General features: G+C 43.5%; 11 protein-coding genes. All 11 read right to left on the reverse strand.

The window, feature by feature from the left end; translation table 11 throughout:
- Positions 1-157 precede the first annotated feature (157 nt).
- Positions 158-793: an MOSC domain-containing protein gene (locus BLQ81_RS10545; RefSeq protein ID WP_092729921.1), complete on the reverse strand. Its 636-nt coding sequence runs from the start codon at positions 791-793 to the stop codon at positions 158-160.
- A gap of 152 nt (positions 794-945) precedes the next feature.
- Entirely contained in the window at positions 946-4389 is a 3444-nt protein-coding gene (locus BLQ81_RS10550) for a ThuA domain-containing protein (RefSeq protein ID WP_092729922.1), read from the reverse strand.
- A gap of 116 nt (positions 4390-4505) precedes the next feature.
- Positions 4506-5651, reverse strand: a complete 1146-nt coding sequence (locus BLQ81_RS10555; protein ID WP_092729923.1) for a galactokinase — start codon at positions 5649-5651, stop codon at positions 4506-4508.
- 70 nt (positions 5652-5721) lie between these two features.
- Positions 5722-6756, reverse strand: a complete 1035-nt coding sequence (locus tag BLQ81_RS10560) for a LacI family DNA-binding transcriptional regulator (RefSeq protein WP_092729924.1) — start codon at positions 6754-6756, stop codon at positions 5722-5724.
- Positions 6757-6830: 74 nt separating this feature from the next.
- Positions 6831-7811: a M28 family peptidase gene (locus BLQ81_RS10565; RefSeq protein ID WP_092729925.1), complete on the reverse strand. Its 981-nt coding sequence runs from the start codon at positions 7809-7811 to the stop codon at positions 6831-6833.
- Positions 7801-9294, reverse strand: coding sequence for a cysteine--tRNA ligase (gene cysS, locus BLQ81_RS10570; protein WP_092729926.1), 1494 nt, complete (start codon positions 9292-9294; stop codon positions 7801-7803). Before cysS ends, BLQ81_RS10565 begins: the two co-directional genes overlap by 11 nt.
- Positions 9295-9754: 460 nt before the next feature.
- Complete coding sequence (locus BLQ81_RS10575) at positions 9755-10090, reverse strand: type II toxin-antitoxin system RelE/ParE family toxin (protein ID WP_092729927.1); 336 nt, start codon at positions 10088-10090, stop codon at positions 9755-9757.
- Positions 10080-10298 carry a hypothetical protein gene (locus BLQ81_RS10580; protein ID WP_139183611.1) on the reverse strand — a complete coding sequence of 73 codons (219 nt, stop codon included), beginning with the start codon at positions 10296-10298 and terminating at the stop codon, positions 10080-10082. The genes BLQ81_RS10575 and BLQ81_RS10580 overlap by 11 nt, the downstream gene beginning before the upstream one ends.
- A 197-nt stretch (positions 10299-10495) precedes the next feature.
- Positions 10496-12022: a bifunctional phosphoribosylaminoimidazolecarboxamide formyltransferase/IMP cyclohydrolase gene (purH, locus tag BLQ81_RS10585; protein WP_092729929.1), complete on the reverse strand. Its 1527-nt coding sequence runs from the start codon at positions 12020-12022 to the stop codon at positions 10496-10498.
- Between the two features lie 207 nt (positions 12023-12229).
- Entirely contained in the window at positions 12230-12787 is a 558-nt protein-coding gene (gene purN / locus BLQ81_RS10590; RefSeq protein WP_092729930.1) for a phosphoribosylglycinamide formyltransferase, read from the reverse strand.
- Between the two features lie 260 nt (positions 12788-13047).
- Positions 13048-13479, reverse strand: a complete 432-nt coding sequence (locus tag BLQ81_RS10595) for a VOC family protein (protein ID WP_092729931.1) — start codon at positions 13477-13479, stop codon at positions 13048-13050.
- Between the last annotated feature and the right edge of the window lie 26 nt (positions 13480-13505).

Here is a 13505-nt window from a genome sequence, read left to right on the forward strand (position 1 = left end):
GGAAAGTATTGAAAGATTTGATCAATCTATAATTTGAATATACAGGAGTTGGACTTTGCGCTGACTCCTGTTTTATTTTCAATTATTTTAGGTGAGAGCGCCTTCTTGAATTTCATCGAGAATCTGAGGAGACTTTTGGATAGAAGAAACATTACTTCTAGTTGAGAAAAGATGCTAACCAGATTCGCTTTTTTTGTGGGATCGCTTTACTAGTTGATGCAATACTCAGGAGTTTCGGATCCATTTCTTTGGCATGAACCAACTGAAATAGATCAGCAACAGATAATGTGCTTTCCGGACGTTCCTTAAGCATAAATTTTTGGCCCACTTCTACATACCCTTCTTCCAAGATACTCAGATAAGTACCTCCATATCCATGGGCTATGAATTGTCTGATCACTTGCTGGGTGCCAAATTTTACCCCCAGTTTGTAACAGGGCTCCCGATATTGGGACACTTGTACCAAAGCCTCACCTACCCGATAGATGTCTCCGAGACATACCAGTTTTTCATCAAACCCGGCAAGGGTAAGGTTTTCGCCAAACATCCCCCAATTCCAGTCTAATTCAGGATATAAGTTTTTCCAATAGGGATATTGTTCGGCTGAGAAAACGTAGCAGGCTTTGTAATAGCCCCCATGATTGATCCGATTGGATATTTCATCGCTCATCACATCATTTTTGGTCAGGTAGATGGCTTGGTTTGTCGGGACTTTGTAGATGCCTGTTTTTTCCTCTTTTCCATTCCATAGGAAAGGAGTAGGCTTGCCAATATTAGTCGAGATGATTTCCATAAATGATAAACGAGGGAGTGTGTTTTTTCTTGAATAGATTTCTGAAAACGAAGAATTTATGTAGTAAGTAGAACTAAGACTCAACTATTTAATCAAAAAAGCCATCCCGAAAAATTCAGGATGGCTTTTTTGATTTAAGGATCTTCCAAGATTTACTTTGGATTGAAAGTCATACTTGCCAGAATAAATGTCCCTGCTTCACCTTCGCCGTTTTGCTTTGACACAATGTAAAGCGTATGAAGTTTGCCGTCCGCAGCTCCTGTGATCGCAATATTTACAGGCGTGTAATAAGGGATTGGTTCTCCTTCTACAATTGGTCGCTGTTTGAAAGTGCCTTCACCAACCTTGGTGCCACTTGGACTATCAAGATACACTTCAAAGGAGAAAGTCTGTGCAACCGGGGCAATAGTAGCGGTTATCAACGTAATCGATCCGATACCAGTAAGGTCAATGCTTGGAATCGCAAAGCTTCCCTGACCAGAAGGTACGGTCAGCAGGTTGGCACCATTGTAATTCATTGAGCCAAATCTCACCAATTCCTTGGCTACGCCCATATCCAGATTATTATTGCTCAGAATGTATGAACCCGAACCGGTCAATGGCTTGATGTTTTCTCCTCCTTTGTCGGTATAGGTTGCTGAGATTACAAGGACTCCATTAGGTACAGCGGCTTTTCCCTGAGTTGGATCTACGGATCCTTTTGCAGGTAGTGTTTCTTTCGCTGCGTTTCTAAGTGAAAGGATGTATGTCACCAGTGCATTTGCATCGGATGTCGATAGATCAGGGTTGGCAGGCATCACCGTTTCACCCCAGACACCGCCACCACCAACTTTGATTTTATTCAACAGGTAGGCACGGTCTCTTTCACGGTATTTTTTAGCCAGATCCGCATAAGCCGGACCAATGGAGGCTTCGTTTTCCTTGTGACATGTCTTGCAGGTCAGGGATTGAACCAAGGCTTTGCCGTTCATCGCCTCACTCATGATTTTATGGCCAAGGTCTGCCTGAGCTTTATCCACGCCCTGCAAGTAATCTGCCGAGACAAAAAGCGTGCTTAGGTCAGATGATGCATCGGGATGATCAGCATCCGACACGGACACCGAATAGGCTACTTTTTTTCCGGGGAAATAGAAGGACTTATTGCCTTCGATCTGGATGCTCACCACGGGAGCAATGTTGCCTGAATAAACTGAAACCGGTGCGCTTACACCTGTCAATCCTGCTGGATCAGCAGCCGTTACCCTGATTTCGTATTGTCCCACTCCGTTAAATGTATGCGTCAGGGTAGGTTCAGTTGTGGATTTGGATTCACCATTTCCAAGATCCCAAGTATAGGTAATGGCATCCTTTTCAGGGTCTGAAGCCGTTGCAGTCAATGTCACTGTCAATGGATTACTTCCTGAGGTTTTGTCAACTGAAAGTCCTGTCACTACAGGCGCCCGATTGCCACTATTGAAGTCAATTCTGGACAAGCCGGAGTCAGGGTTTTTACTAAACCAGCCATTTCCATATTCCAAAATGTAAATTTTGCCATCTGGTCCCATTTCCATGTCGATCAGTCCGTTGAATTTGGTGCCTGGCATAAATGCTTCCATTTTGTCAAAATCACCATTCTCTTTCATTGTTACTGCTTTGATCCAACCTCTGATCCAATCATAGATAAAAAGCTTGCCGTCATAATAATCCGGGAATCTGGTTTTGGAAGGATACAGATCAGAATAGTAAACCGGACCTGCCATTGCATTTCTTCCGCCGGTCCCTAACTGTGGGAAATCAGGAGAAGCACCATAAGGATACCAAATAAATGCCGGCTGTACCGCGGGCAGTTCCTTCAGTCCGGTGTTGTTTGGTGAATTATTAACAGGTTTGGCGGCATCAAAAACAACACCTGTTTGAGCTATCTCGTAATTGAATTCACGATACATGTAATTATTGCCAATGGAGTAGGGCCATCCGAAGTTTCCGGCTTTTCTTGCTTGATTCACTTCATCATATCCTCTTGGTCCTTTTACGTCGAGGGAATCATTGCTCGCATCAGGTCCCACCTCACCCCAATAAAGGAAGCCGGTTTTTTGATCTATTGCGATTCGATATGGGTTTCTGTTACCCTGAACATAGATTTCGGGGCGAGTTCCTTCAGTTCCTTCAGGATATAAGTTTCCTGCCGGGATCGTGTAAGATCCATCTTCGGCTACTTTGATTCTGAGGATTTTACCTCTCAGGTCATTGGAGTTGCCGGAGCTTCTGCGTGCATCCCATTGCTTGTTTCCCTCTCGTCCGTCCAGTGGAGCGTAAGAGTTCAAGGTAGTTGGGGTGTTAGGCTGATTGAATGGGGTTGAATTGTCACCCGTAGAGAGGAAAAGGTTTCCGTCTTTGTCGAAGGCAATGGATCCACCGGTGTGGCAGCAAATATCCCGTTGAGAATAAAGCTCCAAAATCACTTTTTCTGAAGCCATATCCCACACACCGTTTTTGAACACGAATCTGGAAAGACGGTTTATTTCTTTGTCTCCGGTAGGAGCATAGAAGGCAAATACGAAGTTATTTTTTGCATAGTTCGGGTCTTTTTGTATCCCCATTAATCCTTCTTCGGCATTGACACCTTTTACTTCTGTTTTCCAGTAGACGTCGAGCTTGGCCACTTCTTTCAACTCCTGTGTCTCATTGTCAAAAAGCAGTATTTCACCTCTTCGCTGTGCAATCAGAATGTCCAAATCCGGAAGGATTGTCATCTCAGTCGGCTCGGTGAATTCTCCAAGTGAAAGATTGGTTTTCGTAAATCTGTTTTCTTCAGGCACCCGCTTGGACTTTGCTTTCGAATAATCCAATTGGTTGTTGTCACCGATTGCATATTGGATGCCACCCAAAAGGTGTTTCAAAAAGTCAGCTTCCTCAAAAGATTCCTTGGTATGCCCACCACCGGTGTAGTAAGCTCTGCCTCCATCAAAATCATGATACCAAGCAATAGGGTGCTCTCCCATGTCAAGACCTCCCTGATAGGAGGTTTCATCCAACATCAGGAGTTTTTTGGTGTCAGGGTTTACTTGCTTGTAGCTGTACCACTCGTCCGTTCTTTCCCAGCTTTCCGGCAAAAAGTCAACAGAAGGATGCTTTTCGCCGGTTTTCGTGATTTTTCCCGGCTGTACATTCGGATGCGGGTCGTTGATTCCAGGATGGTCTGAAAAATACCCACCTACCAGTCGGTTGTACCATCCCCACTCGTATTCGGTATCGGCGGCGGCGTGGATTCCAAGAAATCCACCACCGGACTGGATGTAGCGCTCAAAATCAGCTTCCTGATAGTTATTGAGTACATCGCCTGTGGTACTGAGGAAAATCACAGCGGCATATTGTGCTAAATTTTCCTCGTTGATGTTTTCTGCGTTTTTGGTGGTGTCGACCTGAAAGCCATTTTCGGCACCGAGCTTTTGTATGGCAGCGATTCCGGCAGGGATAGATTCATGGTAGAATCCTGCTGTCTTGCTGAAAATCAGGATTTTTGGATCGCCTTCACGCTTTTTGCTGCAGCCGGTTAATCCAAGGACAAGTACTCCAATGAAAAAGAGTAGACTACGTAGGTTTTTGGGTAAATGCATAGGGTTTGAAATTTTGGGGAAATTAGGGAAATTCCGTATTAAGTGGGCTAAACGCTTGAAAATAGGCCTCTCTAATAGACCAACGGTACAATTCTATCGACGAAATCCATTAGAGATTAAACCAGTTGGGCGCCTGATCCAATTTTCACAGGAATGAATCCTGGAGAAATTCCGAACTGCTTAACATAGGAGCTTTTGATTTGGTCCTGAAACGATTCGGTTTCTGATTTTTGTACTAGATTGATGGTGCAACCACCAAAGCCTCCACCCATCATTCGGGACCCTAAAACTCCCTTAAGCTTCCATGATTCCTCGGCAAGGAAATCCAGCTCGGGACAGCTAACTTCAAAGTCCCTGCTTAAACTCTGATGAGATGCCTTCAGGAGGCTTCCGAATTTTTCCAAATCACCTGATTTTAATGCATTTGCTGCCTCATGTACGCGATGACACTCCGTGATGACATGTTTGGCTTTGGGGAAAAGCGCAGGAGAGAGTAACCTTTCAACTTTTGGCAAATCAAAAACGGAAAGATCTCTCAGTGTTTTAATATCTGGGAATGCCGATTGAACAAATTTCACGCTTTCCTCACAGGAAGCTCTTCTATCGTTGTAGGCTGAGTCGGCGAGTGAGTGCTTTACTTTGGAATTGATGAGAATCAGGGAAAAATCACCCAAGGCTACCGGGATTTCTTCATGTGTGTTTGACCTGCAATCGAGTAACAATGCTTTGTCTTTTACTCCAAAGGCAGAGGCATAAGGATCCATAATTCCGCAGTTGACTCCCGCATAGAGGTGCTCGGACTTTTGGGCATAGAGCGCAATGTTTTTCTTTGGAATCTGAAAATCAAAAAGTCCGGAGATCGCCGTTCCGATTGCTACAGACAAGGCGGCAGAAGAAGAAAGTCCTGATCCAACAGGGATATCTCCACCAATCACCATATCAAAACCCGTGACGGAATAGCCTGCTTGCTTAAGCAAGGCGCACATACCCATGGCGTAGGTTGCCCAGTGGCCTTTTTTAGGGGAAATAAAATCCAGCTCGAAGGTGAATTCCTGATTGAAATCCATAGAATATATGCGGCAGGCATTCAATTCGTTTTTTTGTATCCCAACCCAGATTCCCTGATTCACAGCTGCGGGAAAAACAAATCCTTCCTGATAGTCTGTGTGTTCGCCGATTAGATTGATTCTGCCCGGAGCAAAGGCAAGAATTGGAGTGCTGGAAAAGTGGGAGAGGAAAGCTTGGGTGAGGGTTTGGCGCATGGGTATTGAGTTATTGGTTATTTGTAGGTAGTCACGAATCGACTGGTCAACACAAATAACTAATAACCAGTCACTTTTTTGCTTCAAAATGCTGCGAGGACTTCCTTGGTACCAATGTCGTTTCTAAAACAATAGAAATAGGGTCTTCGGAGGCCAATCCGTCAAGTTGATCCAGGAGGTGAGTCACAGCCAATTTACCCATTTCGTAACCCGGTTGGGAGACAGTGGTCAATGGTGGCTCGACAACTGCTGAAGTTGGATTGTTGGTAAAGCCAGCCAAAGCCATGTCCTCAGGGATTTTGATTCCCATGGATTTCCATTGAGTCAAAACATCCACGGCCACAGGGTCTATCATACAGAATACTGCATCAGGCCGTGGTTTCATTTCAGAAATTTCTTTGGCTATCCGCACATTGTCCTCCAATGTCAAATCTGATATTTTAATTAGGTACGGGTCTTCCTGAATTTCATATTCGGCGAGCGCTTTTAGATAGCCCTCTTTTCTTTTTTTAGAAATGTACATGTCCTCAGGCCCGGACACATATACAATCCTTCTGTTATTTCCTTCCAGAAGGTGATGTGTGACCTGATAAGCTCCTCCGGCGTCATTGAAGGTGACTTTTGAAACTGGAATATCTTCGTGGACTCTGTCAAATAGGACAAAATTAATTTCCCGGTTGTAGAGTTCATGAAGATGGTCAAACTGATTGGTTTCCCGGCTCAGAGATATCAACAGCCCATCCACCTGGCTTGAAACCAAAGCGCGAATATTCGCTTTTTCCTGATCCAAAGATTCATTGGACTGGCAGATCATGACATTGTATCCACGCTTGTTGGCAAAATCCTGAATACCGCTGATACAGGATGCGAAAAAGTGAGAGGTGATCTCGGGAACAATCACTCCCAAGGTCTTTGAACGGCTGATCCGGAGACTTTGCGCCAGCAAATTAGGCTGGTAATTCATCTCCTTGGCCATTTCCACGATCTTTCGTTTGGTTTCAGGATGTAATTCCGGAGAATCCTTAAGCGCTCTTGAAATCGTCGAAACAGACACGCCAAGTTTCTTGGCGATCTCCTTCATCGTAATCTGATGACCTCTTTTCATGTTGGACCTTTTCCTAATCTGTAATCTGCAATCGTCTGCACAGGCACAAATTGCAAAAAACTTTATAAAAAATGCTATTCCTGATAAACTGTAAATAAAACTGTCTCTCCGACAGCCCTTAAAGATCTGACATCGATCAAGTCCATATTGTCCCTGTGGGTGTGGTGATAGTGACCAAAGCCATAATCCGGAGAAAACTCAATGATAACAATCATTGGAATTCCTCCCCATTCATTGACAAATACATGATCATCAATAATCGGAGGTGCATCTTTTTGGATAAAGAAATCAGAATGCCCGAGCTTGGCTGCATGCCCCCAAACTTTGGAAAGAATCCCCGAAGCATACTGTCTTGAATATCCCTCACGATAGAATTTGGCATTTTTTGCCCCTACGAGATCGACCAAAATCCCATAATAAGCGGAGTAATTGGGCACATGCTTGTTTTTGGACCAATACTGCGAACCATGACACCACCAAAATTCCTGCGTGGTATTTCTGGTTTTGGCACCTTCCGGTTCGCCATCGTCTTCTCCGTCAAAGAAAATAATGTCAATTCCCACATCGGGTTTCAATTCCTGAGTAGCGATCGTTCTTGCGATTTCTATCAAAACCCCAACTCCGGAACCGCCGTCATTGGCACCATCGATGGGTTCGTTTAGCCTTTCGGTGTCTTTATCGGCTATTCTACGGGTGTCCCAATGTGCCGCTAAGAGGATTCTTTTGGTTGCGGCTGGGTTATAAGAAGCGATGATATTTGTCAGGTCCCAATTCAATCCATCATAGGTTTTGATTTGGAATTCTTGGGTTTGGACACTCCAACCATAGCTTTTGAGCTTGGAAATTATCCAGTTTTTAGTGGCTGCGTGCCCTTTTGTGCCAGGAACCCGCGGTCCGAAATCTACCTGTTTTTGGACAAAAGCATAGGCTGAATCCGCATTGAAAGTAGGGTAGGGTCTGGTGATTATTCCCTCAACGGCTGTTTCGGTGGTCTTTTCCCCGTTACAAGCCCAGCCAAAAACCAGTAATCCAATCAACCAAAATCTATTCTTCATATGCCCAATCAATTTTATCTTTCATATCCTTCACCACAAATCCCATACGCTTGAGACCTGCACGGATTTCATCCACTTTGGTGTAATCTCTTGCAGTTTTTGCCTCTCCATATAGCTTTAAAAGCAGGTCAAGCATCGGGGCTTGCACATCACTTTTCTCCTCAATCAATCCCAGAATGTCCACCACGAAAGTCTCGAAGGTCTCTTTCATTTTGGAAAACACTTCTTCGCCCAAAGCAGCTGATTGAAGCTGTCCGGTGAAGATGGAGTTGATTTTCTTCAATAGATTAAACAAATGGCCAATGGCCTGAGCTGTATTAAAATCATCGTCCATCGCACGGTAAGCGGCTGCAATGCTCTGCTCCACCTGGTTGATCTGTTCTTGATCCAGTTCGATTTCCGGATTCGAGGTGAATTCAATCGCTTTTGCGATTCGAAGACCGTTGATGATCTTTTTGTATCCTTTTTGCGCAGCTTTCAATGCCTCGTTTGAAAAGTCCAGGGTAGATCGATAATGTGCCGTCAACATAAAGTAACGGATGGTCATGGGGCTGTATGCCTGCTCCAGAAGCTTGTGATTGCCGGTGAAAAGCTCCTGCAGGTTGATGAAATTACCCAATGACTTGCCCATCTTCTGTCCGTTGATGGTGATCATGTTGTTGTGAATCCAATACTTGGCCGGATCGTGATGATTGCTGGCATTTCCCTGTGCAATCTCGCATTCGTGGTGCGGAAACATCAGATCCATTCCACCTCCATGAATGTCAAATTGCGTCCCTAGATATTTAGAACTCATGGCAGTACACTCCAGATGCCAACCCGGAAAACCAAGGCCCCAAGGGGATTCCCATTTCATCAGGTGCTCCGGAGAAGCATATTTCCAAAGTGCAAAATCCACCGCATTTCGCTTTTCTCCCTGCCCATCCAGATCCCGACTCCCACTCATGAGTTCATCCAGAATTCGACCGGAAAGCTTACCATATTGATAAGTATTGTTGTATTTCAAGACATCGAAATAGACCGAACCATTGACTTCATAGGCCAAGCCTTCCTTTAGAATCGCTTCAACCAAAGCGATCTGTTCCGGAATATGCCCGGTTGCACGAGGTTCAATGCTTGGCTTCCACGTATTGAGCAAGGCCATGTCCCGATGATAGGTGTCTGTGTATTGCTGCGCCACTTCCATGGGTTCCAGCTTTTCGAGTCTGGCTTTTTTTGCTATTTTATCCTCTCCCTCGTCAGCATCTCCCTGCAAGTGCCCTACATCGGTGATATTTCTAACATATCTCACTCGATAACCAAGGTGAGTCAAATAGCGATTGACGGTGTCAAAAGTAACGGCTGGTCGCCCATGTCCAAGGTGGGCATCACCGTAAACCGTTGGTCCGCAGACATACATTCCTACAAAGGGAGGGCTGAGTGGTGTAAAATCTTCCTTTTGACGGGAAAGGGTGTTATATAGCTTGAGCTGATGTGATTTCATAGGATGTACGAAGTACGAAGTACAAAGTACCATGTACGGGATTTATCCGGTTTTGATTTGCGGTGCAAAATAGGGGATTTAGGTGGGGAAAAGAAAGGGAATTAAGAACCTTTGAGGTTTTATAAAACTCGATGGTTTAGAAATCTGGGCAAATTGGAATCAGAGATTTTTTTGATTTTAATTCTGAACTCGAAAATGAAATTTGATTATCAACTATTTTTTAGTTAATCGAAAAGACAAACAACATCTAGTCCTATGATTTCGAATTTTGTTTTCCTCGCCGGTTTGCTATCTGTTTTAAATTCTATTTTCCCCAATCAACTTGATGAACGATTAATTGGGACTTGGATTATGGTTAAACGCGAAAAGGATTCCACACCTTTTGCTGACGATTCGATTCAAAATGTATTCACCTACACCTATGCAAAAAATGGTGACTATATTTTTGATATCAGGTTGGTTAGGAAAATGGCCCAATTGATTTTAAAATCTCCAAATATTTATCTTTTGGGATATTTTCAAATTCACTTTTATCAAAAATATGAATCAAATAGATTTCATTTTTTGGACTCAAAAAATAGTAAATGATTCTAGCTCCTCCAGATTTACCTTTCTTTTTGCTTTCAATCAAAAGTCGAATTTTAAACAGATTAGAACCTAGAGCTATGCCAATTTTATAATCGAGTTCTAACTTTTGAATAAGCTTAAGCAAATCATCTTTCAAGGAGGGATACTTCTTAAAAAGCCGTTTGAAATACTTTTTAAAATCGGCAGTTAAAATTACCTCATAGTTCATTTAAAAAATCCTTGGCACGTTCTTTTTTGACTTTTCCTTCATGAATCTGTTTGACTTGCGAAAGGCTGGATTCTATTTCATTTAGGAATTCAACAAAATCTTCTTTTTCCACCAACTCAAATTCAATTCCCTCTTTGTTTAGAAATTCGGAAATGGATTGTATTTGCTTTTTGTTTTTTGGATAGGCTTTGATTCTTATGGCTTCCATGATTTCAAGATTGAATTTGAATTTACTCGATCCATTCAATTAAAGCAATAAAGGGTGTTATTTTAGATTTGGTAAGAACAGCTGCTATTCTTTTGCAGTTTCGGTTCGTTTTGGTTGGAACCCAAAAACCAAAAAACCTCCGATCCCAATCGAACCGGAGGTCTTGATACTATAATCTTGATACTTGATACTTCAAATCAATGCTTAAAATGTCTCACTCCAGTCATCACCATCGACATGCCATGCGCATCACAGAAAGCGATACTGTCCTGATCTTTGATTGACCCACCCGGCTGTACGACAGCCGTGATTCCTGCTTCGTGGGCAATCTCTACGCAATCCGGAAAAGGAAAAAAGGCATCCGATGCCATCACAGCACCTTTTAGCTCAAATCCAAATTCCTTTGCCTTGGTGATTGCTTGGCGCAAGGCATCCACACGGGAAGTCTGTCCCACACCGCTGGAGAAAAGCTGCGTGTCATTGCTCAGGATAATCGTATTGGACTTGGTGTGCTTGCAGACTTTTGCTGCAAAAACCAAAGCATCCAATTCTGTATCCGTAGGGGCAACTTGAGTGACTACTTTGAAATCGGCTTTGGTTTCGGTAGCCAAGTCCTTATCCTGCTCGATGATGCCATTGAGCAAAGTCTTGATCATTTTGGTACCGGGCAAAGCCATTTTCTGTCTCAAAAGGATTCTGTTTTTCTTTCCTTTCAATACGGATAAAGCGTCCTCAGTAAATTGAGGAGCGATCAGTACCTCAAAAAACAACGAGTGCATTTCCTCAGCCGCAGCTTTATCCACAGTTTGATTGGTTACCAAAACTCCACCAAAAGCAGAAGTCGTGTCAGCTTCGAAAGCCTTTTTGTAAGCTTCCTGCACCGTTGGTGCCAAAGCTACCCCACAGGCATTGGTGTGTTTGAGAATGGCAAAAGCAGTCTCACCTTCAAACTCAGCAATTAAGTTTACCGCAGCATCGACATCCACAAGGTTGTTGTAGGAAAGTTCCTTGCCGTTCAGTTGGTCAAAAAGTGCTTCCATGTCCCCGTAGAAATGTGCTGCTTGATGCGGGTTTTCGCCATAGCGAAGTGATTTGGCTTTCGTTTCGGATATTTTCAGGGCTGGGATATTTTCAGTTTGATTGAAATAGTTGAAAATATGGGTGTCATAATTGGATGAAACCTGAAATGCCTGTGCAGCGAAGTATCTACGATCTTCGATTGTTGTTCCCCCGTCTTGCTCGGAAAGTTTTGCTTCAAGTTCACCGTACTGCGCTTTGGAAGCGATGATGATTACATCTTTAAAGTTTTTTGCAGCGGCTCGGATTAAAGAAATACCTCCTATGTCGATTTTTTCTATGATTTCAGCCTCTTCAGCTCCTGAAGCCACAGTCTCCTCAAATGGATACAAATCCACTATGACCAAATCGATGGCAGGAATATCATATTCTATGGCCTGGTCAAGGTCACCATCATGGTCACGTCTTTGTAAAATCCCACCAAATATTTTAGGATGAAGTGTTTTTACTCTTCCTCCGAAAATAGAAGGATAGCTGGTCAGCTCCTCAACGGGTATGACCTCAGCGCCTTGTTCCTCAATGAACTTTTGCGTCCCGCCGGTAGAGTAGATTTTAACTCCGTGTTGTTTGAGGAGTGCGACAATGGGTTCGAGGTTGTCTTTGTAATAAACTGAAAGTAGGGCAGATTGTATTTTTTTGATTGCCATTTGGGAATGGATTTGGATGAAATCGATGGAAGTCCCAAAGGTAGGAAAAAAGGGGAGGCGGCGAAAAGTAGGATTTATGATTAACGAAATACAAGTTTTAGAGGAACCTTTAAGGTTTTAAAAACATCGAAGATTTGAGGGAAATGACTGGATAATATCCTATACAGAATGTAGAACAGCGAATGATAAATGTCGAAATTTTGGAAATCAAATTAAGCTGTCGATCACCTCAGCAAAATACCGATGCTCCAAAGTGTGAACTTTTTGGGCGATGGACTCTGGAGTGTCTTCTGGTGTCAGGGGTGTGGCCGCTTGAAAAATAACTTTTCCCTCGTCGTAGTGCTCATTGACCAAGTGAATAGTAATGCCGGTTTGGGTGTCTCCGGCAGCTTTTACTGCTTCGTGAACGTGGTGTCCATACATTCCTTTTCCCCCATAGTTTGGAAGTAAAGCCGGGTGGATATTGATCATCCGCTCTGGGAAAGCCCGGATCAACTCAGCAGGGATTTTCAGTAGAAAACCTGCCAAAATCACCCAGTCGATCTTTTCGGCCTGAAGTTTTTCAAGCAATTTTCCTGCATCCATTTCCTTCCGGGTGAAAGTATAGGTGGGGACTCCGAACTTTTTTGCCCGCTCAAGCACAAAAGCATCGGTTTTGTTGGAGGCAACCAAGGCGATCGCTGCTTTGTCGGAATTTTGAAAGTGCTCCATGATTTTTTCGGCATTGGAGCCGCTGCCTGAGGCAAGGATGGCGAGTCTTGTCACTTAGATGAGAGACGTTAGATTTTAGATATAAGATAGCAAGTTAGTCATGGATTAAACTTGTGTCAAAGTTTATGAGAGATTTCAAAATGAAGCTCACAGATAATTTGAATAGGCACTGGATTTCATAGATGTGCTTATCCGTGCAATCTGTGAGAAATAAATTAGTCAATTCAAGTTTAAGCTTTCGTCTCTTGTCTCTTGGTTCTTGCTTCTTGCCTCTCTTTTCTTGATACTAAAATCTTGATACTTAAGTCTAATGCCTACTCTTCCCCTCCCTGTAGATCATAATTCACCATCCAGCCGATTCCAAATTTGTCTTCGAAGCTGCCGAAATAGGCTCCCCAAAAGGTTTTTTGATAGTCCATTTCTACTTTCCCTCCTTCAGCCAGACCCGAGAAAATACGCACGCCTTCAGCTTTGGAATCAGCGTTGATTGAGATGTAGTTGTGATTTCCTTTGATCCATACATGCCCCATGCTTGGACTGGTATCGCTTGCCATGATTTTCAGCCCCTCAGAGAGCTTGAGGCTGATATGCATCACGCGCATTTTTTCTTCCTCGGGAATCTCCATGCCTGGCGCCTCACCAAAATAGCTGATTCCCCCCTCGAATTCTCCACCGAGGATTGATTGATAAAAAGTCATGGCTTCTTCGGCCTGGCCATCAAAGTTGAGATAAGGATAGATGTTCATAGTTTATGGGTTTTGAATGGAAGACT

The sequence above is a fragment of the Algoriphagus alkaliphilus genome, assembly GCF_900103735.1.
Taxonomy (GTDB): domain Bacteria; phylum Bacteroidota; class Bacteroidia; order Cytophagales; family Cyclobacteriaceae; genus Algoriphagus; species Algoriphagus alkaliphilus.